This is a genomic window from Flavobacterium nitrogenifigens, from assembly GCF_003254565.1.
Taxonomy (GTDB): domain Bacteria; phylum Bacteroidota; class Bacteroidia; order Flavobacteriales; family Flavobacteriaceae; genus Flavobacterium; species Flavobacterium nitrogenifigens.
Genome location: NZ_QJRI01000176.1, coordinates 173,389 through 199,081 on the forward strand (window position 1 = coordinate 173,389; position 25,693 = coordinate 199,081).

23 protein-coding genes are annotated in these 25,693 nt (G+C 34.3%); 16 read left to right on the forward strand and 7 right to left on the reverse strand.

All coding sequences use genetic code 11. The features are described 5' to 3' along the window. The first annotated feature begins 5 nt into the window (after positions 1 to 5). Both DM397_RS14085 and DM397_RS14090 read left to right on the forward strand, forming a co-directional pair. Positions 6 to 620 carry a class I SAM-dependent methyltransferase gene (locus DM397_RS14085; protein ID WP_111378138.1) on the forward strand — a complete coding sequence of 205 codons (615 nt, stop codon included), beginning with the start codon at positions 6 to 8 and terminating at the stop codon, positions 618 to 620. Then, entirely contained in the window at positions 620 to 1,258 is a 639-nt protein-coding gene (locus DM397_RS14090) for an arsenate-mycothiol transferase ArsC (RefSeq protein ID WP_185957078.1), read from the forward strand. Before DM397_RS14085 ends, DM397_RS14090 begins: the two co-directional genes overlap by 1 nt. A gap of 49 nt (positions 1,259 to 1,307) precedes the next feature. Here the strand turns inward: DM397_RS14090 and DM397_RS14095 are convergent, their stop codons facing one another. Both DM397_RS14095 and DM397_RS14100 read right to left on the reverse strand, forming a co-directional pair. Beyond that, positions 1,308 to 2,120: a formylglycine-generating enzyme family protein gene (locus DM397_RS14095; protein ID WP_111378140.1), complete on the reverse strand. Its 813-nt coding sequence runs from the start codon at positions 2,118 to 2,120 to the stop codon at positions 1,308 to 1,310. Positions 2,121 to 2,193: 73 nt separating this feature from the next. Next, complete coding sequence (locus tag DM397_RS14100; RefSeq protein WP_111378141.1) at positions 2,194 to 2,742, reverse strand: hypothetical protein; 549 nt, start codon at positions 2,740 to 2,742, stop codon at positions 2,194 to 2,196. A gap of 139 nt (positions 2,743 to 2,881) precedes the next feature. On the opposite strand from DM397_RS14100, the gene DM397_RS14105 reads away from it, so the two are divergent. Further along, complete coding sequence (locus DM397_RS14105; RefSeq protein WP_111378142.1) at positions 2,882 to 3,769, forward strand: winged helix-turn-helix domain-containing protein; 888 nt, start codon at positions 2,882 to 2,884, stop codon at positions 3,767 to 3,769. A gap of 141 nt (positions 3,770 to 3,910) precedes the next feature. Next, on the forward strand, positions 3,911 to 6,421 hold the full coding sequence (locus tag DM397_RS14110; protein WP_111378143.1) for a cation-translocating P-type ATPase: 2,511 nt from the start codon (positions 3,911 to 3,913) through the stop codon (positions 6,419 to 6,421). A 124-nt stretch (positions 6,422 to 6,545) separates the two neighbouring features. On the opposite strand, the gene DM397_RS14115 is transcribed toward DM397_RS14110, so the two are convergent. The 5 genes from DM397_RS14115 to DM397_RS14140 all read right to left on the reverse strand — a co-directional run bounded on the left by DM397_RS14115 (position 6,546) and on the right by DM397_RS14140 (position 11,257). Then, positions 6,546 to 7,202, reverse strand: a complete 657-nt coding sequence (locus DM397_RS14115; RefSeq protein ID WP_111378144.1) for an outer membrane beta-barrel protein — start codon at positions 7,200 to 7,202, stop codon at positions 6,546 to 6,548. 416 nt (positions 7,203 to 7,618) lie between these two features. Further along, a complete protein-coding gene (locus DM397_RS14120; RefSeq protein ID WP_111378145.1) occupies positions 7,619 to 8,119 on the reverse strand; it encodes a GNAT family N-acetyltransferase in 501 nt (166 codons plus the stop codon). 412 nt (positions 8,120 to 8,531) lie between these two features. Then, entirely contained in the window at positions 8,532 to 9,638 is a 1,107-nt protein-coding gene (locus DM397_RS14130) for a hypothetical protein (RefSeq protein ID WP_111378147.1), read from the reverse strand. A gap of 42 nt (positions 9,639 to 9,680) precedes the next feature. Then, positions 9,681 to 10,838, reverse strand: coding sequence for a hypothetical protein (locus DM397_RS14135; RefSeq protein WP_111378148.1), 1,158 nt, complete (start codon positions 10,836 to 10,838; stop codon positions 9,681 to 9,683). Positions 10,839 to 10,996: 158 nt separating this feature from the next. Continuing rightward, positions 10,997 to 11,257, reverse strand: coding sequence for an FUSC family protein (locus DM397_RS14140; RefSeq protein WP_142479066.1), 261 nt, complete (start codon positions 11,255 to 11,257; stop codon positions 10,997 to 10,999). A 441-nt stretch (positions 11,258 to 11,698) separates the two neighbouring features. On the opposite strand from DM397_RS14140, the gene DM397_RS14145 reads away from it, so the two are divergent. From DM397_RS14145 to DM397_RS14195, 12 genes are all read left to right on the forward strand, one after another. After that, positions 11,699 to 12,301, forward strand: coding sequence for a DUF4255 domain-containing protein (locus DM397_RS14145; protein WP_111378150.1), 603 nt, complete (start codon positions 11,699 to 11,701; stop codon positions 12,299 to 12,301). After that, on the forward strand, positions 12,298 to 13,134 hold the full coding sequence (locus DM397_RS14150) for a hypothetical protein (RefSeq protein ID WP_111378151.1): 837 nt from the start codon (positions 12,298 to 12,300) through the stop codon (positions 13,132 to 13,134). Before DM397_RS14145 ends, DM397_RS14150 begins: the two co-directional genes overlap by 4 nt. A 21-nt stretch (positions 13,135 to 13,155) precedes the next feature. Then, the gene (locus tag DM397_RS14155; protein ID WP_111378152.1) at positions 13,156 to 15,255 is read left to right on the forward strand and encodes a phage tail sheath C-terminal domain-containing protein; all 2,100 of its coding nucleotides are present in this window, start codon (positions 13,156 to 13,158) and stop codon (positions 15,253 to 15,255) included. A 27-nt stretch (positions 15,256 to 15,282) separates the two neighbouring features. Continuing rightward, the gene (locus DM397_RS14160) at positions 15,283 to 15,711 is read left to right on the forward strand and encodes a phage tail protein (protein WP_008463601.1); all 429 of its coding nucleotides are present in this window, start codon (positions 15,283 to 15,285) and stop codon (positions 15,709 to 15,711) included. 2 nt (positions 15,712 to 15,713) lie between these two features. Further along, positions 15,714 to 16,160 (forward strand): phage tail protein, encoded by a 447-nt coding sequence (locus DM397_RS14165; protein ID WP_111378153.1) that lies wholly within the window; start codon positions 15,714 to 15,716, stop codon positions 16,158 to 16,160. A 7-nt stretch (positions 16,161 to 16,167) separates the two neighbouring features. After that, the gene (locus DM397_RS23925; protein WP_167511678.1) at positions 16,168 to 16,335 is read left to right on the forward strand and encodes a DUF5908 family protein; all 168 of its coding nucleotides are present in this window, start codon (positions 16,168 to 16,170) and stop codon (positions 16,333 to 16,335) included. 1 nt (position 16,336) lies between these two features. After that, positions 16,337 to 17,029, forward strand: a complete 693-nt coding sequence (locus tag DM397_RS14170) for a CIS tube protein (RefSeq protein ID WP_111378154.1) — start codon at positions 16,337 to 16,339, stop codon at positions 17,027 to 17,029. Next, positions 17,030 to 18,775: a type VI secretion system tip protein VgrG gene (vgrG, locus tag DM397_RS14175; protein WP_111378155.1), complete on the forward strand. Its 1,746-nt coding sequence runs from the start codon at positions 17,030 to 17,032 to the stop codon at positions 18,773 to 18,775. A 65-nt stretch (positions 18,776 to 18,840) separates the two neighbouring features. Continuing rightward, positions 18,841 to 19,131 (forward strand): PAAR domain-containing protein, encoded by a 291-nt coding sequence (locus DM397_RS14180; protein WP_111378156.1) that lies wholly within the window; start codon positions 18,841 to 18,843, stop codon positions 19,129 to 19,131. Between the two features lie 2 nt (positions 19,132 to 19,133). Further along, on the forward strand, positions 19,134 to 19,544 hold the full coding sequence (locus DM397_RS14185) for a GPW/gp25 family protein (RefSeq protein ID WP_111378157.1): 411 nt from the start codon (positions 19,134 to 19,136) through the stop codon (positions 19,542 to 19,544). Between the two features lie 13 nt (positions 19,545 to 19,557). Further along, entirely contained in the window at positions 19,558 to 23,001 is a 3,444-nt protein-coding gene (locus tag DM397_RS14190; protein ID WP_111378158.1) for a baseplate J/gp47 family protein, read from the forward strand. Further along, positions 22,989 to 25,691: a hypothetical protein gene (locus DM397_RS14195; RefSeq protein ID WP_111378159.1), complete on the forward strand. Its 2,703-nt coding sequence runs from the start codon at positions 22,989 to 22,991 to the stop codon at positions 25,689 to 25,691. The genes DM397_RS14190 and DM397_RS14195 overlap by 13 nt, the downstream gene beginning before the upstream one ends. Positions 25,692 to 25,693 lie beyond the last annotated feature (2 nt).

A 25,693-nucleotide genomic window follows, 5' to 3' on the forward strand; every position in this document is an offset into this window, starting at 1 on the left:
ATTTTATGAGTAAAAAAGAACATTGGGAAAACGTTTTTTCAACTAAAAAAGAAAATGAAGTAAGCTGGTATCAAACAAATCCTGAAACGTCTATAAAAGCTATTCTAAAAAGTAATTTGCCAAAAAATGCAAAAATTATTGATATTGGAGGCGGTGACAGCTACCTAATTGATAAATTACTTGATTTAGGATATACTAATCTTTATCTTTTGGATATTTCTGAAAATGCCATCAATCGAATCAAAAATCGTCTGAAAGAGAAATCTCAATATGTATCATTTATTGTTTCGGACATCTTAGAATTTGATACTGATGAAACATTTGATTTTTGGCACGACCGGGCTTCATTTCATTTCTTAACTTCCAAAGAAGAAATAGAAAAATACAAGGCAATTGCTGAAAAATATACAAATGCAAGTGCCAATCTTTTTATAGGAACTTTTTCAGAATCTGGCCCCTTAAAATGCAGTGGTCTGGAAATAACACAATATTCTGAATCAAAACTAGATAAGATTTTTTCTGATACTTTTCTTAAAATGGAATGCTTTACCGAAAATCATCAAACTCCTTTTGAAACAGTACAGAACTTTATTTTTTGTCATTTTAAAAAGAAACCATAATGTATGCAGATTTAACAAAAACTATAGAATCTTTGCCGTTTGAATTCTTGTCTGAAGACAGAAAACAAATATTGCAGCCGCTAATGGAATTTATTCAAGCCAAAACAACCAATCAACAGGAAATAAGACTTAATTTGATTTGTACTCATAATTCGAGAAGAAGCCATTTGTCGCAAGTTTGGGCACAGACTGCAGCCGCATATTACCATATAAAAAATGTTTCATGCTATTCTGGAGGAACTGAAGCTACTGCTCTATTCCCAATGGTAGCTGAAACTTTAAAAGATTCAGGATTTAAGATCAAAACTCTTTCAGAGGGTGCAAATCCTGTTTATTCCATAAAATATTCAGCTGATGAACTGCCTGTCATTGGTTTTTCCAAAACCTATGATGATGATTTCAATCCTGAAAGCGCATTTGCTGCAATAATGACCTGCTCGCAGGCTGACGGCGGATGCCCATTTATAGCAGGTGCCGAGATAAGAATCCCGATTACTTTTGAAGATCCTAAGATTTCCGACAGAACCTCTCTGCAAAAAGAGACTTACCTAGAACGTAGCTTCCAGATAGCAGCCGAAATGTTTTACGTGTTTTCACAAATATCACAAAGCCAAATGGCGTCAATTGTCTTCAATTGACGCCATTTTTTTATTTATATTAGTATTGAATCCTTCAACCAACAGATTTCTATTTATTTTTCGCAATTCTAAATCCGAATCCATCATTTCGTGTCCCTTTTGGTGATTGGTATCTCACTTCTGGCATGTGAATTCCATATTCTAATGGTCTTCCATCCTTATCTTGTGTTTCGTAAAACCAACTAACACCTTTTGAAATTTTATATTGTCCTTCAATAGGGCCTTGAGGGTTTCTTTTACTAACCAAACTATCCTTTTCAGGATTATACCAATCAAAAACCCATTCGCCAACATTCCCGGTCATATCATATATGCCAAGTTCATTTGGTTTAAGAAGTCCTACTTTATGAAATGTGTCGTTTGAGTTTTCTTTAACCCAGCCAACTTCAATTGGATTATTACTGCCACTATATTTATATCCTTTTGTTTTCATCCCACCTTTGGCCGCATATTCCCATTCCGCTTCCGTTGGAAGTCTTCCTCCTGCCCATTTTGCAAATTCATTTGCTTCGTCCCAAGTTGCAAGCATTGGATTTTCGTCTATCCACTTGTAATAAACTTTAACACCATGTGCATTTTCAATAGGTGGATCAGGCATTTTTCTGCCTGTTTCTTCACAAAATTCTTTAAATTGTTTAACCGTTACTTCATATTTACTTATGTAAAAATCATCAAGTTCAACTACTCTATGCGGACTGGTAAATCCGTTTATAGAGTCGCCTTTCGGACTTACAATAATCTGGTTTTTGCCTTGTTCAAAAGTTCCGCCTTCTACAAAAATCCATTCAATTTTCTCATCACTTTTCTTGCAAGAATTGAGAAATAAAAATCCAATTAAGAATATAAATGTTCGTAAAGTCATTTAAATTTTAGTTAATGTTATTAATATTAGCGACAGATTATATATAACCTAACAAAAGTTTGCCATTATTTGCTCAGCAGCCGTCTTTGCTAAATACCCGTTTATAAATTATCTTACGATCTCGTTCTACATAGTCGCCAGATATAATTGGATATAAATATTTGGGCGCGTGAGATACACTATGGCTTTTTATAATTATTGTGTCGTTAACTTTCAAGCTCTTTAACTGATGAAATTCATTGCTACCAGACTTTTCCAATCCAAAACTAAGTATATAATCATCACGATTAATCTTTACCATAATTCCAAAGCCTAATCTTGACCCTGGCGCAAGCGATAGAGAGGTTACAACTCCCTCCATATTCATATAATCTTTAATGGGTTTTCTTATTTTAGCTTCACTGGCATACACTTTTTTACCTGCAGGAGATGTTTCCCATTTTTTAAACATTATTCCATCAGGGGTAGCCTCCCATTTTTTCAGTGCATCTTTTTTTTCAGTATTAGAAAGGTTTTTGACTACTTTCTTTTTTGAAGTTTCATTTTTAATTTCCCGATTAGCAAATACCAATCCGCTTACTACAACCAAGAATAAGAACAAGACATAAATGATTTTTTTCATACTTTTTACAGTTTTAATTAATAATGTAGTTTACCCTCTTTTTTTAAGTTTATACAGCAAAATTACTTTGATATATTTCGGCTTGAGCGATAAAAATTGTAAATAAAATTGTAAACTTTGTAAATAAATTATTGACAATATGCACCTTAGTCGAAATCTGATCTCTAGAAAACGTAAATATCTATTTGTATTGACATTTATCTTGTTTTCTGCTGTAATCTACGCCGCTTTCCGTACGGAAGGTAGTGATGGCTTTGACTTTGCCAGAAGAGAAATTTTACTTCGAAAAATCGGACATGAATTGCTTTTACAATCAGGCGATAGTACATCAAGAGTACTACCTGTGAAAAAAATTTCTGAAAATGAATATCAGATTAGGTTTGAGAATGATTTTAGTTTTCAACCGGATTCATTGGTCAATATTACAAGTCGTTTATTAGTCAAAGACCCGTTCGCAAGTTGTTTTATCGTTAACGTTCTAAATTGTGGCAACTCTAGTGTTGCTTATGGATATTCCATATCCAAAAATGAAAAAGATGATATTGTAACCTGCCTAGGAAGAAGACAGCCCAAAGCCTGTTACATGATTAACATTAAATTCAAACCAACAGAAATAATTACAGCAAACAGTAAATATCTTTTAGGAAGTCTGTCAATTTTAGCATTTGTTGGTTTTGTTTTTCTAAAATCAGTTAAGTCTCGAAAAGAAAAACCTGATAATCAAAACACTGGCATTTATTCTTTAGGATCAGTATTGTTCGATGCAAATAATCGAAAGCTCATTATAAATGGAAATACAATAGACCTGACCGCAACAGAAACACGAGTATTGGTTATTTTTGCTTCTTCTCCAAACAAAACAGTAGAAAGAAACCGCTTACAGAAAGAGATCTGGGAAGATGATGGTGTAATTGTAGGCCGAAGTTTAGACATGTTTATATCTAAGCTTAGGAAAAAACTTGAATCTGATCCTAACATCAACATTGTTGTGGTACGTAGCAAAGGTTATAAACTTGAAATTAACTAACAGGAATACTCTTATTATAAGGTGCATAATTCATATTAAGAATTTTCATTATATTTATAATACATTTTCATCTTAAATAGGCATTCAGCTCTTGAATCTCAACATTATAAAGACTCCTCTAACGATCAATATAAAATACCTATGCCTTATAATATACCAGAACATCTCAAAGGACTTAACAATAACGAAGTAACCCTTTCAAGAAAAAAATACGGTTATAACCAAATAGACAATACCGATAAAAATACGTGGCTGGAGCTTCTTATAAACATACTTAAAGAGCCAATGCTTGTGTTGCTTTTTGCTATTTCAATTATTTATCTCATTGTAGGAGATTATGGTGAGGCTCTTTTTATGTTTCTGGCCATTGCCGCGGTTGCCGCCATTTCATTATATCAGGATAATCGGAGCCGAAAAGCTTTAGAAGCATTAGAAAAACTCAATGAACCATTAAGCAAGGTTATTCGCAACGCAAAAATTATTGAGATTCCTACCCATGAAATTACCGTTGGCGATCTTTGCATTGTTGAAGAAGGAAAGATGATTAATGCTGATGGCGAAATTATGCACAGCAATGATTTTTCTGTTAATGAATCCTCTCTTACTGGTGAAAGCCTGTCTGTTTTTAAAAGCAGCGAAAGTGATGACAATAAAGTTTACAGCGGAACTCTAGCCGTTTCAGGACTAGCCGTAATTAAAGTCGAAAAAATAGGAAAAGAAACCCGTTTGGGTAAAATAGGTGTTTCTATTTCAGAAATAAAAGAAGAAACATCGCCCTTACAGCTTCAGATAGGAAGGTTTGTCAAAGGAATGGCTATTGTTGGTATTATTGTCTTTGCAATGGTCTGCATCATTAGCTACTATCATACGCGTAGCCTTTTGGACAGCTTGCTTAATGGACTTACACTGGCCATGTCTGTTCTGCCAGAAGAAATTCCCGTAGCATTTTCGACCTTCATGGCGCTGGGCGCTTGGAAGCTAATGCGTGAGGGCATTATTGTCAAACGCAGCAGCATAGTCGAAACATTGGGCAGCACAACCGTTATATGCACCGATAAAACTGGGACAATAACAGAAAACACAATGCAACTCAAACATATCTACAATTTCGCTACGGATAAAGTTTTCGATGAAAACGATTTTAGCAATTCCGATCTTTCGACAATTATTGACTATGCCATGTGGAGCAGTGAGCCTGTACCATTTGATCCCATGGAAAAAACCTTGCACCGTTTGTATGAGAAGTCTAGAAAAGACGACCAACGCAAAGATTTTCAAATGATACACGAATATCCTCTTGAAGGCAAACCTCCAATGATGACGCATCTATTTGAAAATACAGAAAAGGAACGCATTATAGCGGCAAAAGGTGCGCCTGAGGCTATTCTGAATGTTTCGACACTTAGTGAAAATGAAAAAAATAAAGTACGCGATATTATTAAGAATCTTGGCAGTCAAGGATTTCGAATTTTAGGTGTGGCCAGATCTAATTTTCAGGGCAATAATTTTCCAGAAAAGCAGCAGAATTTCAAGTTTGATTTTCTTGGACTGGTTGTTTTCTATGATCCTCCGAAAAAAGGCATTCAAGAAGTTTTTAGCCATATTTATAATGCAGGCATTAAAGTGAAAGTAATTACAGGAGACAATGTCGATACAACCCGAAGTATAGCGCTACAAGCAGGAATAAAACAAACCTCTCAAGCTATTGAAGGCAAAGATATTATGGAGTTTTCAGACGAACAGCTTCTGCAAGCTGCCGAAGAAAAAGTACTTTTTACCAGGATGTTTCCCGATGCTAAACTGGCTGTCGTAAATGCGCTGAAAAAGCAAGGTGAAGTTGTTGCCATGCTTGGAGATGGCGTGAATGATTCTCCAGCTCTAAAAGCAGCTCATATAGGTGTCGCAATGGGGAGCAAAGGAACTGAGATTGCCAAAGCTGCCGCTGCGTTGGTAATTACCAATGATGATTTGGACAAACTAATTGTCGGCATTGCTTCGGGCAGAAGAATTTATGCTAATATCAAAAAAGCCGTGCAATACATCATTTCTATTCATATCCCAATTATTCTAACGGTTTCTCTTCCGCTATTTCTAGGATGGGTTTTTCCGCAAATATTTACTCCTGTACACGTTATCTTTTTAGAATTGGTCATGGGTCCCACCTGCTCCATTGTATATGAAAACGAGCCTATGGAACGTAATACCATGCTAAATAAGCCGAGAAAAATGACCGATACTTTTCTCAATTGGAAAGAACTCTCTATCAGCATTATTCAGGGATTATTGATAACAGCAGGCATTCTTTTTATCTATCAGTTTACGGTACAAAATGGCGGTAACGAAGAAAAGACCAGAGCAATGGTTTTCAGTACATTAATTTTTGCTAATATTTTATTGAGTCTTACAAACCGTTCCTTTCATTACAGCCTTTTTGAAAGCTTCAAAAATAGAAACATCCTTTTTCCTATCGTTAGTTTCGTTACGCTCATCATGTTGGCTGCGATTTTATATATAAATCCCATATCTGATTTCTTTCATCTAACTGGACTAACTATAAGAGAATTAAGTTTATCCGGTGGTATTGCTTCACTATCCGTACTATGGTTTGAAGGATATAAACTTATTAAGAGGTTAAATAAGAAAACGAAATAGATTAGAAAAAAAAGACAGATATCAAAATATCTGTCTTTATCTTTTAACCATCGATTGTTAGCGTAAAAACAAAGGCCTTAAGAAATTTCTAAGGCTTTTGTTATGGGTTTAATACCGACAACGATTATTTGCTGAAATCGTAGCTTAGAGAAGCGCCAAGTCCGAACTGAAATGTTGAAGCATAATCAGTAACTGCCACTGGTCCCCAATAGTAGTCCCAGTAATAGTCATACCCCACAGCTGCAGACATAGACTGTAGATAAGCATGAAGATTAATGGATAATGGCGAATCGGTTTTTACTTTTACACCAGCTTTAATCTCCCAAGCAAAATACGTTCCGTTGCCGCTTCTTGGCGTTTCAAGAATTGAAACCCCTAAACCAGCACCAAGAAACGGAAGCGCTTTTTGAGAGCTTGAGCCAAAATAATAGGTGTAATCTGCTAATATGTAATTGATAGCCCCTTTATCGTCTCCAGAATTAAGTTGAGTCCCAGCAGGAATAGGGTTACCATTATTAGGCAAAAGAACACTTGTGTACAAAGGCATGTGTGTATCTAACCTGTTATACTTCAATTCTATCGAAGCATTATCCATTATAAAATATTCCAAACCTATTCCGTACTCAAAACCATCTTCTACCTTTGCGTAAGAAGAATCGAAATCTACTCTATCAGAGAATGTATATCCTCCGTAAAGATTAAGCAGAAATGACTGGCTGCCTTGCGCTGACAGCACCAATGAAAAGAAAAAAAAGGCAACTAATAAATGATACTTCTTCATGATTTTTGATTTAAATTTATAATAAATGAATTTATTGTTCCCAAGCCAGCCAGCTTACTTGTAAAATTAATTAGAGTCTGCAGTAATGGCTTATTTACTCCAAAGTTATCTTACAAATATGATTTTCTGTTAAAATGCAAAGCCAATTATGTTTCAAATTATAAAATGAAACCATATTGTAGGCATTTCTAATGAAAATCATGACCATTATTCACAATCAAAATACCATTGAAGATTTTTTTCCTTATTGCATCAATAAAAATTGACATTTAAATATTTTAAAAAACAAGTTACTTAAATGACGATTTATTACATTCATTATGAATGAACAGCTTATTATAATTCAAAAAAAAGGTACCCTATAAAGGTACCCTATAACTTAGCATTATCAATTCTATATATTCATCAGAACGAAATTATGATCTTTCGATTTTAAAATAAGCTAATTCCTCCTTATCTCTTATCAAATTATCTAATTGTTTAAACCCTACTTTTTGCAATACGTTTCGTGATCCCGTGTTATTAAGGTCTGTTATGGCCACCACTTCATTTGTATCTGTATTTGCAAAACAATACTCGGTTAGAGCTTTACAAACTTCTGTAGCAATGCCTTTTCCCCAATATGCCCTGCTAAGCACATAGCCTATCTCTATTTGATTTGTGTTGTGTGCAAAAATACGAGCCACACACATTCCTATAAAATTTTGATCTGTGGAGTCAAATATTGCCCATCGGCTAAGGTTCTTCTTTTTATAATTTTCAAGCATTTCATTAAACATTTCAACATATCTTTCAGGTGAAGTCTCAGGAAGATACTGTGTTACCTTATCATCTTTAAAGAGATCTAAGAATGTTTGTTTTTCTTGAGTCAAGAATTCGCGAATAACTATTTTTGGGCTTTGATAAAGAGTTTGCATTAATTATATTAAGTTTAATAATTTGAAATGTTTTCTAAAACTAACTGTTCTTGTTTTTTTTCAATATCTCCAAATTTAAAGAAAATAAACGGAGATAAACTTCCTACTCATTAAAGTATTCAATGCAACCAAACCGCAAGCCCACAATTGATTACAAATAATCTGGCATTTTTGTTCTTATAAAGCGTTTAAATAACAGCCAGTATTAAAGATAAAAACGCTAATTTGTCAATACAAAACAACATTATAATTATAATTTTAATCAATTTTAAAATACTTGGTTTCTCTTCTCCTACTATTGCCAATTTCTCTATAAAATACCCCTTTTTATTCATTTGTTTTTCTCTGCAAAACCTTATTATTTCTCTTATTTCAACTACTCCAAATACAGACATTTCTCTTTCAAAACATTCTATCTATTTTTCCTTTCTACGATAAAAACTGACTCAGCATACGCATTTTTTGTGCCGTCTGTGAGATTCTTTGCTACACCGTTTATCCAAACTTTTGCTACATATCGATCTAAGTCATTTTCTTCATATCCAGCAATGTATATTGTATCATTATGAATCAAAACCGCGTTGGCATCTGCATTATTTTTACCATCCGTAATGTTTGTTGCCTTGCCATTTATCCATAATTTCAGCACACTTTTTTCGTTAATGCTTTCGTTTCCTACCACATAAACATTGCCTTTCTGGACAAAAACACCAGATGCAACACAATAATTTGTCCCATCAGAAAGATTTTGAGCTTTCCCGTTTTTCCATAATTTAGCGATATACTTATTATTTTCAATCTCATAGCCAGCAACATAGACGTTACCATTTTCCACATATACTGAAAGTGCATAAGCATTATTGAGACCGTTTGTAAGACTTTGTGGTTTTCCGTTTTTCCAAACTTTTGCTACGCTTTTACTGCCGTTATTTTCATCTCCGCAGATGTAGACATTTCCTTTATCGACATAAAACGAGTTGCCGTCTGTATCATTTTTCCCATCTGTAATATTAGAAAACATCCCATTTTTCCAGACTTTTATAATATAATTAGAATCGGCAAACTGTTCTCCTAAAACGTAAATCGTATTGTCTTCTACTAGAACCGATTGAACATGAGCCGTTTTTTTGGTATCAGTCAGTTTCTGAATTTTTCCATTCTTCCAAAATGCAGCTACATATTCTTCGCCAGATTTAACGGAACCTCCAACATAAACATCATTTTTATGCACAAAAACTGAATTTGCATCCGAATAGTTTTCAGTCTCTTCTAAGTCAATGCTTTTACCATTTTTCCACAATTTAGCAACGTGCCTCATGCCTACTTCATCTGCAATTTCTTCTATCGAACTTTCAAATTTCCTGTCATTATATTCGTAGCCTGCAACATAAATATCGACCTCATTGGAAGTTTTGTCTTTTGCAATTGAAATTTTACTCGTCTTACAGCTTAAAAAAAGAGTCGTAAAGAAAGTAATTGTTATGATTTTACTTAATCGTTTTATATAGTTTAAATTCATTTCCTACTTTGATTTAAATATTAGCCAATAGTTACGAGATATCTATTTTACAAACATTCCCGAAAAAAGCAAGTTTTCATCAAAAACCAATGATACTTCATATAATCCATTTTTGATAATGATGTAATTTGCGAAGCTCAATTCGCCTTCATTTTTTATTGTTTTTGCAATTGTTTTTTTATCTAGCAATTTTAAGGCATCTTCAAATTTCATTCCTGCTGTCAGTCCATTTTCAAATGAAATTTCAACTTTTTTCAAGTCATTTAACGAATAACATTTGATACTATTTGTCTTTTTACTTTCAGGACTTTTTGGATTAGCTGCAAAATAGAAAGAGAAATCATGGTATTCGTCCTGATATACAATTTGATTTATTTCTCCCGAACTTCCGTTAATTTCTTCTATTCGTTCAAAATTTTTGCTCGTTGGAGATTTCAAAAAATCATCTTCGGTTGATTTCCCTGTAACTAGATTATTTAAGTTCCAATTTTTATCGATTTTTACAACAGGTTTGTTTTTAACATCTTCTGGTTTGGTACTATTTTTAACTAATTCTTTCATATATTTTTCGTTATCGCATCCTCCAAAATCAAGTAATCCATTAAAGATATCCCAATAACAAGTTTTAGATAAATCTGTGCTGTTTAAAATAATAAGTCTGTCATAATCTGGCGCGAAGAAAATGTATTTGTTTTCTTTTTTTACATTCCAATATAAGCCATTATCAGTATTTGGATTTTTGGTCCCTTTACCGTATTTCGTCTCTATTTTTTTTAATATTTCCGATTTCAAGCTTGGATCTTCTATTGCTATTCTTACGCCATAAATTTTATCTTCAGCATCAAAATTTCTTAAAGTGCTTACTAATTCATTCTCATTTTTAACAAGTTTTAAATCAATATGCGCACCACCAAATCTAGAAATGCTATCGGTTTTAAGTTTTTCGGAGTTTATTTGAAACATAATTTTTTGTTTACTCAAATCAATTCCTTCAAAAGTATATTTTTGAGATTTTTCTACTTCAGCAAATAAACAAAACGGATACTCAACAGTTTCAACACCAACAAATAAGCTGTCATTAAAATGCATCACTCTTACCAATGGCTCGTCTAACTTTAATTCTAACAAATCTATTTTTTCTGGTTTAGTGCAGCAAATCATAAATGGCAAAATGGCAAGTAGAAATAAATGTATTTTCATAAATAAGATATTAAAAGTCTAAAAATCTATGGCAATGGCAATTCAATAGCAATATCAATGGCAATCAAAATATTCAAGAAGCAGAATTGCAATCGCATTCAAAAACAACAAACTATTGAAATTATACTTCCTATCCCCGTTGTTAACATTATTCGATTTTATTTTGAGTTTCTAAGTTCTAATTCTTTCTGTATTTCTCTGCACAATATTTCATTATTCTTCGAATTTCTAATTATTATGTATGCGAGTATTAAGGGAAAGAAAGTAAAAAAACCGAAACCTTTTTGTACAACGCTGTAAATGGCAATTCCAATTGTAACTCCGATAATTATAGCATCAACTATTTTATTGTTTTTTATTCTTTTTACTTTTTGCAAAAGTTCTTGGTCATTTAATTCTGTAAAGTGCTCTGGTTTCATAGCTGTTTTTTTTCTTATTACGGTTTGATTTATCACATAAACTCAATCTCAATACAAATTTTCAAAAAAAGATAAAGGAAATTTAAGCAGATATAAATTAGCTACTATTAATTCGATATTCGTAAAGATCTCTTATAAATTCGTAATAATAGCTCGCTGCTAGCATTACATCTTTAACCACTTATAGATTTTTACCACTTACCTCCGTTTAAAACCTCCTTGTAATCAAGAATTAATCCAGAATCTCAAAACACTTAAAACCAGTATATTAACTATATAAAAAAGGGTAATTTTCCCCTTTTTTGGTAGCTTCTCATTTGTCTAATTTAGTCAAATCTTAAAAGCATAGTTAGAAGCCTGATTTCTAATTGCATTCTTCGCCCCGAATCTTATCTCTTCCAATAAATTTCATTTAGTATTTATAATAATTTTTATCAAAAGATGATTTTTGAAGTAATACAAATAATTACAGAACAAGTAAACAACTATCTCGAGGAAATTGGGTTGGACAAATCTGTTGTACCTGAAAATATTGCTTTTTTAGAATCTCAAAATGATGACATCACAGATGCATTAAAAAATGCTGTAGCACTTACAATAATCAATTTAGATGAAGAAGCTACTCTAAAGAACTTCCCAAATCATATTATAGAAAACACCAAAACCATATATAAAAACAGTATTATCAATTTAAATCTCTTTATACTCTTTAGCGCCAACAGAGATAAATATATTAACTCGCTCAAGGACATTTCGAAAATTATTGAATTTTTTCAGGGGAAAAAACTTTTTACCCAAGCCAATACCATCTTTAACAGAAACAGTAGCGCCATGAGCAATGTAGATAACTTTAGATTTACAGTTGAGCTCTACACGCCCACTTTTGAAGAATTAAATTATATCTGGGGAACACTTGGCGGGAAACAGCTTCCGTCGGCCTTATATAAAGTCAGCATGATTCAAATTGAACGCAACATTGCACAAGCTGAAGGAGAACTTATTGGTGAATTTACGGGAATAACTAAAAAGAAAGAACAGTCATGAGTTATTCTTCTACATATGGATTGTTATTTCAAGTGACGCTTCTTCATAATTATTTTTTGAATAACGGAGAAGAAACTTTCACTAATATGACTGATGATAAAAAAGAGAAAATGCTGCAGCAATTTAATGCAGATGCCTTTATTGCTGTAACACCAACTATAGAAACCATCACTGTACTCAAAAACTATAAAATGGTATTCAAAAAAAACAAAACAGGTTTTGGAGTATACGTTAAATTGAAAGGTGAATCAGATCCTTTTATTAAAGTCCCTGCAGATTTGAACCTAAAGTTTTTAATTAAAATTAATGATTATCAGTTTGAAAATTATACTAATCTTGATTTTGCTCTTACTCAAGCATATCTCTTCAGTAATGTAAAACCATTGACTGAACCCGTTTCGTTTAAATATCTTCCAAAAATAAGTGACAACAAACTTATTTCAAATGCCTATTTAGTATCTGAAAAAACCACTGCCGACTTACTTTCGACACTGCAGCCGTCAGAACAGCAAAATGTCTTTGGAGTTATTTCGCTTTCCGCTAAAGGCGACAGTAGCTCAGAAAACATTATAGACGATTCGGATAAAATGTTAAGTCCAAATTTTAAAATTCATTTTGATAACCGAAAGACCTTTTGGAGATACATCAACCGTAAAGCAAAAACCGAGATTAAAACCAAGACCGCAAAACCATTAACACGATCTGGTTTTGTAGAAATTGACCCTATTAACGATTTGGATCCTTCGCAACCGGCAGAAAGTCAATATCCAAATCCGTCTGTAAAATCAATAACAAAAATCGATAGTGATTACTATTCAGAAATATTTATTTAATAATTAAAAAACAAATCAATTATGGCAACAACTTACAAAACGCCTGGAGTATATGTTGAGGAAATCGTAAAGTTTCCCCCTTCTGTTGCCCAGGTAGAAACTGCGATTCCATGCTTTATTGGCTATACTGAAAAAGCCATGAACAAGATTAATGGAGATTTGAAATTGAAACCGACAAGAATAACATCTCTTTTAGAATATGAACGCTTTTTTGGCTTTGCAAAACCAGAGACAACAATTAGTGTAACCATAAATGATGTTGCAACAGAGAATGGAGATACAAGATCTATTGTTGTAGATCAGCCAACTTCAAAACAGCCTTTTTTAATGTATTATTCTTTGCAGCTGTTCTTTGCAAATGGCGGTGGTCCTTGCTACATTATTTCGGTTGGGCGTTATGGAAATGATTTAGATGAAGAAGACGCTCCAGTCACAACAATCAACAGTATTGCTAAATTGGCTGAGGGATTGGCAGAATTAGAAAAGGTAGATGAACCAACTCTAATTCTATTTCCTGACGCAACAAAAGTAAGCGGAATAGATAAAGCTAATTTCTACGGATTGTACAATAGTGCATTATTGCAATGCCAAAATCTTCAGGACAGATTTACCTTAATAGACACTTTAAGTTATGATGAATCAAGTCCAACAGATCCAAATATAGATGATTTAAGAGGTGTAATTAGTGCTGAAAAAGACACTATTAAATACGGAGCAGCATATTATCCGCACTTAGAAACCATCTTGGACTATGCGTTTGACAGCAGTAAAATTGTACTAAAACATTACTCTTATACAGCAAAAGCGTATGATCAAATCGCTGCAGGACTAGAACCAATTGAAAATGCAACTACAGGAATTGATGCAACTGTTGCGAAATTGGTTGACGTTACCACTACTCCTGGAGATATTTCTGGACAAATAAGCGATTTATTTTTGCAAATGTACAGTGGTGGCGCAACAGGTTTTAATTTAGCCGTAACCTTTGAAAGCGACCCTGCGAAAAAAACAGCTTTCCTAGAAAAACTGAATATTCTCCTTACTTCTTTAGAAAGTTTGTCTCTTTTGAGAAATTCGTTAAACGATGAAGCAAATGCAGCAATCAGCACAATATCTGATGAAGATATGGTTATTGCAAATAACATCACAAGTGCTTTGACTACATTTAATTCGAATTTTACGGCTGCAGATAAAATTGATTCTGTATATAAAAATCTAAAAGCATTAAAGAAAAAAATACAGGACGAGAACGCAACGGCAAAACTGCTTAAAATTGTATCAACTGATCCTGTAAGTTTTGATAAAGAATTAAAAAAACTTGTAGAATACGATCCCTTTACTAGTCAAACTGGAATTACGGTATCTAAAAATACTTTTTCTCCTATTAAGGCAAACCTTCTTACACTATTAGATGCTATAAAATCTGTTAGCGGAAAAGATGTCAACAATGGAGCATTAAACGGAAGAAAATTAAGCACTTTAGAAACTATCGACAATGTGACTTTCAACAAAATCCTTACTGAAATCTATAATCTTCCAATAACACTTCCACCAAGCTCTGCTATTGCAGGAATATATGCCAGAGTCGATAGAGACCGAGGCGTGTGGAAAGCTCCTGCAAATGTAAGTTTGAACTACGTAATAAAGCCAACAGTTAAAATAACTAATACCATTCAAGACAACTTAAATGTTGATACTGTCGCAGGTAAATCTATCAACGCTATCAGAACATTTACCGGTAAAGGAACCTTGGTTTGGGGGTCAAGAACCTTAGCCGGTAACGATAGTGAATGGCGTTATGTGCCCGTTCGCCGCTTCTTCAACATGGCTGAAGAATCTATTAAAAAAGCAACCGAACAGTTTGTTTTTGAACCTAACGATGCCAATACTTGGATAAGAGTGAGAGCTATGATTGAGAATTTCTTAATTCTTCAATGGAGAGCTGGAGCTTTGGCTGGGGCAAAACCAGAACAAGCATTTTACGTAAGAATCGGACTGGGACAAACCATGTCTGCTATGGATATTTTAGACGGCAAAATGATCATCGAAATTGGTATGGCAGTAGTTCGTCCAGCTGAGTTCATCATTCTTCGTTTCTCTCACAAAATGCAGGAATCTTAATTAAAACATCATTAAAAAATATAAATCATGAGTTATCCGTTATCAAAGTTTCATTTCTCAGTTGACTGGGGTGGAACAAAAATAGGCTTTACCGAAGTTTCCGGATTAGATGTAGAAACTGAAGTTATTGAGTACCGTCAGGGCGCTAGTCCAGAGTACAGCAAAATTAAGATGCCAGGTATGCAAAAGTTCTCTAACATTACAATGAAAAGAGGAACTTTCAAAAGCGATAATGAATACTACGCTTGGTGGAATACGGTAAAACTAAATACCATCGAAAGAAGAGATATTACCATCAAATTGCTTAACGAAGAGCACGAACCAGTGATTACTTGGAAAGTAAAAAATGCGTGGCCAACAAAAGTGCAATCAACCGATTTAAAAGCCGATGGAAACGAAGTAGCCATTGAATCTATTGAATTGGTTCACGAAGGTTTATCTATTCAAAATGACTAATCATGGCTAATTATTATCCACCCGTAGGCTTTCATTTTCTGGTTGAATTTGATCAACTGGGCACAAAAGAAAAAGACCATCAATTTCAGTCGGTATCAGGACTTTCTGTAGATCTTGAAACAGAAGAATTTGTTGAGGGTGGAGAAAACAGATTCAAACACAAGCTTCCTGTAAAAACCAAATATCCCAATTTGGTTTTAAAAAGAGGAATTCTTATTGACTCTGAAGTAATTGAATGGTGCAGAAAAGCAATTGAAAATTTCGAATTTAAGCCCGTTGATTTAACGGTAAAGCTCTTAAATCAAGATCACGAACCGTTAATGCACTGGAAAGTGGTACATGCTTATCCAGTAAAATGGGCTGTTGAAGATTTCAGTGCTTTAGAAAGCAAAATTGTTGTTGAAAGCTTTGAGCTTGCTTATAATCATTTCACCCTTCATAAAAAATAATGTAGCCATGCCAATTGAAATCAAAGAGCTTCACATTAAAATAAATGTGAACGAAAGTCCAAGTTCGGGTGCAAAACCAGCTTCATCATCATCTTCTTCTTCTACAGAAAAAGATAGTGTAGCTGAATGTGTCGAGCAAGTAATGAAGATTATTGAACGAAAAAAAGAACGCTGATATGACGACAACTGGTGAATTAAAAAAACTAAAGATTATTGCCTATAGCGATCCACAATTCAATAGTCCGATTTCGGATATTGAAGAGTTCATTACTTTGATGAATCCCGAAAAATATACTTTTCATTACAGAATAGAACAAGATACAACCCAAGCCGCTGGAACGAGCAGTCCTGCACCAAGATTTACAGCGATTGCTCCAGAGGAATTAGAATTGGATTTTGTTTTTGACCGAACTGGTGTTATTGCCGGTAAAGAAAGTACTGAAAATGGTGTTATTGAAGACATTGAGCATTTTAGAAAAGTAATTTTAGAATATAATGGTACAGAACACAAACCAAACTATTTAAAAATTGCTTGGGGAAGTCTACTTTTTAAAGGGTCTCTCACCGAAATGACCATTGAGTATAAACTTTTCAGGCCAGATGGAACGCCCATTAGAGCCATTGCAAAAGGAAAATTCAAAGGAGTTGTTGAAGATGAGTTAAGAGCAAAACAGCAGAACAATCAATCTCCTGATTTAACACACACTAGAACTGTAAAAGCAGGCGATACGCTTCCGCTAATGTCATTTAAAATCTACGGCGATTCAAAATATTATCTCGAAGTAGCAAGAGCCAACAAGCTTATCAATTTCAGAAAATTAAAAATTGGTCAAAAAATATTTTTCCCTCCTCTACAAAAACAACAATAGATGAACAATTCTGATGTCATACAAACCAGTAAAAGTGCCGACTTAGTAACGCACAAACTGCTCATTGAGGGAACTGAGCTGTCTGGTGTTTACCAAGTAATGAGCATTGTAGTTCATAATGAGGTAAACAGAATACCTATGGCGCAGATTATTTTGACTGATGGAGATGCAGCAGCACGAGATTTTAAACTAAGCAACGAAGATTTGCTCATTCCGGGTAAAAAGATTGAAATCAAAGCGGGCTATCACAGTGACGAAGAAACTATTTACAAAGGAATTGTTGTAAAACATTCCATAAAAATAAAAGACAAATCGTCTCTGCTGATTGTAGAATGTAAAGACGAAGCCGTAAAAATGACCATTGGAAGAAAAAGCAAATACTTTTATGATGTTAAAGACAGTGATGCTTTTGAAGACATTATCGGCACTTACGGATTGCAAAAAGATGTGGAAAGCACAAATTATAGCCACAAAGAGTTAGTGCAATATAATACATCCGATTGGGATTTTATTGTTTCTCGAGCACAGGCTAATGGAAAATTATGTTTTGTTGAAAATGGAAAAGTCTCGGTTAAAAAGCCAGATTTAGCTTCAGAATCAGTTGAAACGGTTGCTTTTGGTGCCACTATGCTGGACTTTGATGCTGAGATTGATGCTAGAAATCAGTTTGCCAAAGTTTCATCTTACAGCTGGAATGCATCCAATCAGGAATTATTAGAAATTGAAGCCAAAGATCCTAGCGTGAGCTTAAATGGAAATTTATCTGCTTCTGATTTATCTGATATCGTAAAGCTCGAAAATTTAGAATTGCGTCACGGCGGTCATGTTACCGATACCGAACTGCAAGATTGGGCCGATGCAAAATTACTATTTCAACAGCTATCAAAAGTCCGCGGAAGAGTAAAATTTCAAGGTATTCCAGCAGTAAAACCCAATACTATTATCACGCTTGAGGGTGTTGGAGATCGTTTTAATGGTAAAGCTTACATTACTGGAGTTTTCCATGAAATAGCAAACGGTAATTGGACTGTAAATGTGCAGTTTGGATTAAATCCTGAATGGTTTTCTGAAACGTATGATGTCAATACGCCATCGGCTTCAGGAATAATTCCGTCCATAAAAGGATTGCATATTGGCATTGTAACACAGCTTCAGGACGATCCCGATGGCGAAGACCGAATTTTGGTCAAAATCCCAATCATCAATAACGAAGAACAGGGAATTTGGTGCAGAGTCGCAGCTTTAGATGCAGGTGACAACAGAGGCACATTTTTTAGGCCCGAAATTGAAGACGAAGTAATTATTGGCTTCATCAACGAAGATCCGAATGATGCGATTGTTTTAGGAATGCTCCACAGTAGCGCAAAACCAGCTCCTCTAAAAGCTTCTGACGATAACCATCAAAAAGGAATTTTTACAAGAAGCGAAATGAAAGTGCTCTTTGATGATGATAAAAAATCAATCGCCATTGAAACTCCAGCAGGAAAAAAAATAACGTTAGACGAAGACAAAGGATCTATAGTTGTTGAAGATGAAAATTCTAATGTGATTACCATTGACAGTGCAGGAATAAAAATGGAAAGTGCAGGCGATATTTCAATAAAAGCTACAGGCGATGTTAAAATTGAAGGCACCAATGTCAACCTAAAAGCGACCGCCCAATTTAAAGCCGAAGGAAGTGCTGGTGCAGAAATATCATCGGCTGCCGTAGCGATTGTAAAAGGTAGCATTGTACAGATTAACTAGCTCATCTTCTGTCTTCTATCGTAAAACACTTAAATAAAAACTTAACTATAAAAAAATAAGTAGTTATGGGAGCACCAGCAGCAAGAATTAATGATATGCATGTTTGTCCAATGGTAACCGGAACCGTACCTCATGTTGGCGGACCAATATTACCGCCAGGCTCACCAACAGTACTCATAGGCGGTCAGCCAGCAGCCTGTCTTGGAGATATGATAGTTTGTACAGGTCCTCCGGATAGTATTATTGCGGGCTCAGCCACAGTGCTGATTGGAGGGAAACCAGCCGCAAGAATGGGAGATTCAACTGCGCATGGAGGCACAATTGTATTAGGATGTCCAACCGTTTTAATAGGCTGATTATGGAAAATAAAGAAGCTTTTTTAGGTACTGGATGGAGTTTTCCGCCAGAGTTCAAAAAGAACAGTAAAGCAGTCGTAATGACATCTGACGAGGCAGACATTAAAAGCAGTCTGGAGATATTGCTTTCTACCAAAATCGGCGAACGCATTATGCTACCCAGATATGGTTGTAATATGGATGAACTGCTTTTTGAAACATTAGACAGAACACTCAAAACCTATGTTTCAGAACTCATAAAAACAGCGATTTTATATTACGAACCGCGAATTGATGTTGAAAAAATCGATATCACGCAAAGTGATGATTTAGAAGGAGAATTATTAGTCATAATCGATTATAGAATAAGAAGCACGAATTCAAGAAGCAATCTTGTTTTTCCTTTTTACAAAGAAGAAGGCACTAATGTTTAAAAGTTTATAAGCTATGAGCACCAACGGCAGCCAAATAGACAATGTTATTTTTAAAAGAAATGGAGTTAATCAGGAAGAACGCTTTAGTGATGCATTAGAGCCTAGCAACCTGAAACTTCATGATTTTACTATTGAAGACTGGCTGTTATTTGCTTATAATTTTGCAAAAGAAGTCAACTTTTTCGATACGAATAACGATAAAAAACCAGAAGGCAACTGGCAGGAGCTTTTCAATTATTTCGGCTTTTCAAAAGATAATCTTCCGAATGGCAACATCCCGCAAAGAACAGATGAAAGATATGGTTATTTAAAAGAAAACATCACCAAGACATTATCGACTGCCCAGATAAATCAAGACCTTACTCCTCACCTAACCTTGTTTGTGTGTTTTTTAAAATTATTAGAATTATCACAAAACAAACTTAATGGCATTACCAAAAAACATTTAGATTTTTTCTATAAAGACATACTTCAAATTCAAAAACTGCCTGCAAAAGCAGATAAAGTCAATATCATTTTTGAGTTGGCAAAAAAAGTGGCTGAAGAAAAAATTGCTGTAAACACAGAGCTTGACGCTGGAAAAGATCCTGACGGCAAAAAACTAATTTACAAAACCACAGAAGAATTTATTGCCAATAAAGCCCATATAGCGTATTTAAAAAGTGTGTATAATGACATTAAGTTGGGGGAAATTAAATACAGCGAAATCGCCAATTCTTTAGACGGAAAAGGCGAACCTTTAAAAGAAGATTCTCCTTATTGGTTTCCTTTTGGATACACTTCCAAAGAAGAGAAATATCCAAAACTAGACGATGCTAAACTGGGTTTTGCAATAGCTTCGGAATTATTTAATCTTAAAGAAGGCGACAGAAATATTGACATCACAATTGATTTCGATGAGGTTTTAACTTTTCATGATCTATTGGATACAAATGATCTTTTGAAAAATATCAGCATTCTATATAGTGGAAAAAAGGGATGGGTTGGAGATATTAAGCTTAGCTCAGACATCTCTTTTAAAAATGTGAGTCAATATACGAGCATTAGCAGCAACCAATTAAAATTGGTTTTTAAGATACCAAAAGATAGTCCCGCAATTGTTAACTACGATCAGAAAGTTTTAGGTGAATTTTTCTCGACAGAACTACCAGTAATTCGATTTTTAATTAATACGCAAGATAAAAAAGGCCATACTCTTTTTAGAAGTCTAGTTACAAAACCAATAGCGGGCATTACGGCAAAAGTTGAGGTTAAAGATGTAAAATCTCTTATCTTAGAAAGTGACACTGGCTTGCTTAATGCGGCAAAACCCTTTTACCCTTTTACAACCCAACCCGAAAAAAACAGTTCGTTTATCATAAACTATCCTGAAATCTTTTCTAAAAATTGGACAGACGCCTATATTAACATAAAGTGGAAAAACACTCCTTTATCATTTGTAACTCATTATGCCGCTTACAAAAATAGTTTCCTTGAAACCATAAGCAAACAAAGTTTTCTTGATGCTTTTTTCCCCAAGGAGATCGTTAAAAAAATGACGGATGCCAAACAGCCAGAAGATGGAATTGCAGAAAAAAACAATTCCGACATAAAAGCTCCTGTAGAAATTAATGAAGAAATAGAAGCCGTTGAAGAAACACCCGAACTGCCCGAAGTAGACCCAGACGCTCCAAACACTGGAATTGTTACTGAAGACTACTTTAAAGCAACCTTATCTGTTTTAGATAAAGAAGTTTGGGATGAACAAGATGAAACAGTCAATTTATTTGACGCTGATGATGAGGAAGATAATGCATTCGAATCGAATATCTATGTAAAAGGCGATTATGACCCTGGGAAAAGCGGACCTATACGATTGACCTTAAATCAGTCATTTTTGCATTCGTTATTTCCAAAAATATATACTTTGGCCATAATGAATGTGGCGGACGAGCCAACAACACCTATTCCAAATGAGCCTTACACACCTGTTGTAGAAAGTATCAGTCTGGATTATTCTGCCGAGGAAAGCATTTATTTTCCGGAGGAAAGCACTGATTTTACTCTTTCTGCCTACGAGTCTAACCGAATAAAACTATTTCACGAAGCGCCTTTTGGCCAACAGGAAGAGCATTCTTATTTGAAACAGCAAGCCATCTATAAAGAAATCTTAGATCCTTCTACTCCAATAACTAATTGTCTGGTTCCTGATTATTGCAATGGAGGCGAATTTTATGTAGGCTTTCAAGATGCCGAAATATCGCAGCAAATTTCATTACTATTTCAAATATTAGAAGGAAGCGAAAACACCAGCGTTGACACGTTTACAGGAATACAAAAGGTAGAATGGTACATATTATGCGATAATTACTGGAAAAATCTTGATAAGGATATTTTAGCAAATGGTATCGATAACTTTTTAAAATCGGGCATTGTAAAATTTAGCATTCCAAAACAGGCAACTAATGACAATACATTGTTTCCTGCCAATACCATTTGGATCAAAGCAAAAATGCACAAAGATTATGATGCCGTTTGCAAAGTGATCGATGTGAAAACTCAAGTTGTTACCGCGCAATTTTTTGACAACAACAATAATTTAGCGCATTTAGAAAGTACATTGCCTGCGAAAACAATATCTAAATTAATTACCAGAGTTCCGCAAATTAAAAGCATTGAACAGCCTTTTAATTCATTTGATGGAAAACCATTAGAGTCAGATCCCTCCTATTATCTGCGTGTAAGCGAGCGCTTGCGTCACAAAAACAGAGCAATAACACTTTGGGATTATGAGCATCTTATTTTACAGGAATTTCCAAGTGTTTTTAAGGTAAAATGCTTAAACCATACTTTTATTTCGGGTACAAAAACCTCTTTTTTAGCTCCTGGAAAAGTAACATTGGTCGTAATTCCAGACATCGTAGACAAAAATGTATTTGATATTTATGAGCCAAGAGTAAGCACGGCGACTTTAAACAGCATTGAGAGTTTTATTAATTCTAAAAATTCAATGTTAGTATCTGCAAAAGTCATTAATCCTGATTATGAAAAAGTTATAGTAAAACTGAAGGTAAAGTTTTATCCAGAATACGATGAGAATTTTTATAAAAAACAGCTTAATGAAGATCTTATAAAATTTCTATCTCCTTGGGCCTTTGATACCTCAAAACAAATCATATTCGGAGTTGAACTACAGCGCAGTGTTGTTATAGAATATATCGAAAATTTATATTACGTAGACTTTTTATCTATGCTAGAAATGGCAATATACATTGATAAAACAAATAAAGAAGAACCTAAAACACTAGAAGATACAGATAAGAATGATGCCAAAGCTTATCTATTAGATTTTCAAACCACATTATCACCTTCAAGTCCAAAAAACATTTTAGTCTCTGTTAAAAACCACATTATCAGCACCGATATAGATACTTGCAAAAAAATAACCCCACAAGAACCTGAAAAATGTCAATACTAAACCCACATATCACTATTCCTAAAAAATCAGCATCAGAAGACGATTTGGATTTCTTTTATTTAAGAAAAAAAGGAATCGAATATATCGAGTCTTTTGGCAGTAAATTTTGGACTGATTTTAATGAGCATGATCCAGGTATCACGATGCTAGAGATGCTTTCTTATGCTATTTCAGATCTTGGCATGAGACTTAATCTGCCTATAGAAAATATATTAGCATCTGACGATAGTAATAAAGGCATTCCAAAACAGTTTTTTAAAGCTTCAGAAGTATTATCATCAAGTCCGGTAACACAAAATGATTACCGAAAACTGTTTATAGATATAGAAGGCGTGCGAAACTGCTGGCTCGCCAAACATGAGAAAAAAGTGTATGTGGACTGCAAAAAAAATCAGCTTTCTTATGATTTTAAAGATTATGAAAATCTACCAGATAACTTAAAGAAAACTTTTGAACTAAATGGTTTGTATGATTTGTATGTAGATTTTGAAAGTTCAAAACTCGCAGATATAGAAGCTGTTAAAGAAAAAATTAAAAAACAGTATCATGCTAACAGAAACCTTTGCGAAGATCTGGTGGACATCAAAAAAGTAGTTGACTATCCTATAAAAATATGTGCTGATATTGAAGTAAATACAGAAGCCGATGAGGAACTGGTTCATGCGAATGTTCTTCATACCCTTGAAAGTTATTTATCTACAACTGTCAATTTTTATTCGCTAAAGCAAATGATTGATAAAGGATATTCGACTCTGGAGATTTTTGATGGTCCATCTTTAGAAAACGGTTTTATTGACACAAAAGAATTGCTTAAAGCCGATTTGAGAAACGAAGTGCGTCTTTCAGATATTATGAGAATAATCATGTCGGTGCCAGATGTGGTTCTGATTAAAGATATCTCTTTAGGGAATTGCGGTGGTGATGACTTGGAAAACAAATGGCTTATCTGCCTTAAACCTTATCAAAAACCTGTTATCTGTGTCAAAAGTGTTTTCAACTACAACAAAGGATTATTGCCTCTTAACATCAATCAGGCGAAGGTAAAAAAATATTTAGACGCCATAAAAGCAGAAAAAGACAAAGCCACAACCAACGCCAGCCAGAATAAAGAATTAGAAATACCAAATGGCGAATATCTTAATACTGATTTTTATACCACGATACAAAATGATTTTCCTGAAACTTATGGCATTGGCGAGGTAGGTCTTCCAACCCGAGCATCTGTCGAACGTAAATCTAAAGCAAAACAATTAAAAGGATATCTTTTGTTTTTTGACCAGATATTAGGAAGTTATTTTAAACAATTAGGTCAGGTAAGCGAATTGCTTTCTGTCAGCGGGAATTTGACTCGAACTCTCTTTACTCAAGTAGTTAAAGATATTGAAGGAGCAAATGACATTGTAGACGGATATGATAGTTACACTGACGACAGCATTACAGAACTGCTTTTTGACCAGCAGGACAATAATATCGAACGAAGAAATAAAATATTAGATCATCTATTGTCTCGTTTTGCCGAGAATTTCTCAGAATACGTTTTTGTCAACAAAACCATTTATGGCAACACGGCAGATCAAGTGGTATTGCGCGACAAAGAAAACTTTTTGAAAGATTATAAAGTCGTAAGCAAAGACCGAGGCAATGCTTTTGATTATTATAAACAGCCTATTGCCGATTTATGGAATACAAATAATGTTTCGGGAGCAGAAAAAAGGATTTCGAGACTTATTGGTATTAAAGATTATAGCCGCAGGAATCTTTCCAATTCGTTTGTCCAGATGTACAATTTTATTGATTCAGACAATCAATCGGTTTATAGATGGCGAATTGTCGATACAAATAATGAAATTGTACTTTCTTCAACCGCAGAATACTTTGACACCTCTGCTGCAAATAAAGAGCTTTATTTTGCTGTATTACAGATCATTCAGACTCGTGAATATAAAATAAAAGAGGCTTTTAAAAACGGTACTGTAAAAGATTTAGCTATTATCGATAATATTTTAATTCAGCAGTCAGATGCAGGGAAATATTCTTATGATATTATCAATCCAGCCATCCCAGATAAAAAAAATCCAGACCGCATTATTGCCCGCAGATTTGAATACTATACTACTCTGGCAGATTTAGAAAAATCGATTCTGGATTTGATTCAATTCATGAAAGAAGATTTTACTGAAGAAGGAATGTTTTTGGTCGAACACATGATGTTGCGTCCAGATGTAAATCAGATCACAGTAAATCCAGATACTTTCATGCCAATCTGTGCCGAAGAGTGTGGCGATTGCGAACCCATAGATCCTTACTCTTACCGCGTGAGCGTAGTACTGCCAGGATATACATTGCGATTTGCCAATACCGATTTTAGAAATTATATAGAAAAAATAATAAAAGAAGAATTGCCTGCTCATGTTCTGGCAAAGGTATGCTGGATTGGATATCGAGAAAAAGATGTAAAAGACCCCGCAGAAAACCAGTTGGTTCAATTTGAAAAAACATACAAAGAATATTTAATCGCAAAAACCGATTTGAATCAAGAACAGCCAGAACCTCAATTAATCAGTTTTATTAAATCACTAACCAGTCTGGACAATGTTTACCCAACAGGACGACTGTTTGACTGCAGTGATGAAAACGAGCGATTATCTGATAAAATTATACTAGGAAAAACGAATTTAGGATCACTATAAAA

Bases quoted from the DNA above. Each gene is read 5' to 3' on its own strand.
- DM397_RS14085 (WP_111378138.1), top strand. From the start codon at position 6: ATGAGTAAAAAAGAACATTGGGAAAACGTTTTTTCAACTAAAAAAGAA.
- DM397_RS14090 (WP_185957078.1), top strand. From the start codon at position 620: ATGTATGCAGATTTAACAAAAACTATAGAATCTTTGCCGTTTGAATTC.
- DM397_RS14095 (WP_111378140.1), bottom strand. From the start codon at position 2,120: ATGACTTTACGAACATTTATATTCTTAATTGGATTTTTATTTCTCAAT.
- DM397_RS14100 (WP_111378141.1), bottom strand. From the start codon at position 2,742: ATGAAAAAAATCATTTATGTCTTGTTCTTATTCTTGGTTGTAGTAAGC.
- DM397_RS14105 (WP_111378142.1), top strand. From the start codon at position 2,882: ATGCACCTTAGTCGAAATCTGATCTCTAGAAAACGTAAATATCTATTT.
- DM397_RS14110 (WP_111378143.1), top strand. From the start codon at position 3,911: ATGCCTTATAATATACCAGAACATCTCAAAGGACTTAACAATAACGAA.
- DM397_RS14115 (WP_111378144.1), bottom strand. From the start codon at position 7,202: ATGAAGAAGTATCATTTATTAGTTGCCTTTTTTTTCTTTTCATTGGTG.
- DM397_RS14120 (WP_111378145.1), bottom strand. From the start codon at position 8,119: ATGCAAACTCTTTATCAAAGCCCAAAAATAGTTATTCGCGAATTCTTG.
- DM397_RS14130 (WP_111378147.1), bottom strand. From the start codon at position 9,638: ATGAATTTAAACTATATAAAACGATTAAGTAAAATCATAACAATTACT.
- DM397_RS14135 (WP_111378148.1), bottom strand. From the start codon at position 10,838: ATGAAAATACATTTATTTCTACTTGCCATTTTGCCATTTATGATTTGC.
- DM397_RS14140 (WP_142479066.1), bottom strand. From the start codon at position 11,257: ATGAAACCAGAGCACTTTACAGAATTAAATGACCAAGAACTTTTGCAA.
- DM397_RS14145 (WP_111378150.1), top strand. From the start codon at position 11,699: ATGATTTTTGAAGTAATACAAATAATTACAGAACAAGTAAACAACTAT.
- DM397_RS14150 (WP_111378151.1), top strand. From the start codon at position 12,298: ATGAGTTATTCTTCTACATATGGATTGTTATTTCAAGTGACGCTTCTT.
- DM397_RS14155 (WP_111378152.1), top strand. From the start codon at position 13,156: ATGGCAACAACTTACAAAACGCCTGGAGTATATGTTGAGGAAATCGTA.
- DM397_RS14160 (WP_008463601.1), top strand. From the start codon at position 15,283: ATGAGTTATCCGTTATCAAAGTTTCATTTCTCAGTTGACTGGGGTGGA.
- DM397_RS14165 (WP_111378153.1), top strand. From the start codon at position 15,714: ATGGCTAATTATTATCCACCCGTAGGCTTTCATTTTCTGGTTGAATTT.
- DM397_RS23925 (WP_167511678.1), top strand. From the start codon at position 16,168: ATGCCAATTGAAATCAAAGAGCTTCACATTAAAATAAATGTGAACGAA.
- DM397_RS14170 (WP_111378154.1), top strand. From the start codon at position 16,337: ATGACGACAACTGGTGAATTAAAAAAACTAAAGATTATTGCCTATAGC.
- vgrG (WP_111378155.1), top strand. From the start codon at position 17,030: ATGAACAATTCTGATGTCATACAAACCAGTAAAAGTGCCGACTTAGTA.
- DM397_RS14180 (WP_111378156.1), top strand. From the start codon at position 18,841: ATGGGAGCACCAGCAGCAAGAATTAATGATATGCATGTTTGTCCAATG.
- DM397_RS14185 (WP_111378157.1), top strand. From the start codon at position 19,134: ATGGAAAATAAAGAAGCTTTTTTAGGTACTGGATGGAGTTTTCCGCCA.
- DM397_RS14190 (WP_111378158.1), top strand. From the start codon at position 19,558: ATGAGCACCAACGGCAGCCAAATAGACAATGTTATTTTTAAAAGAAAT.
- DM397_RS14195 (WP_111378159.1), top strand. From the start codon at position 22,989: ATGTCAATACTAAACCCACATATCACTATTCCTAAAAAATCAGCATCA.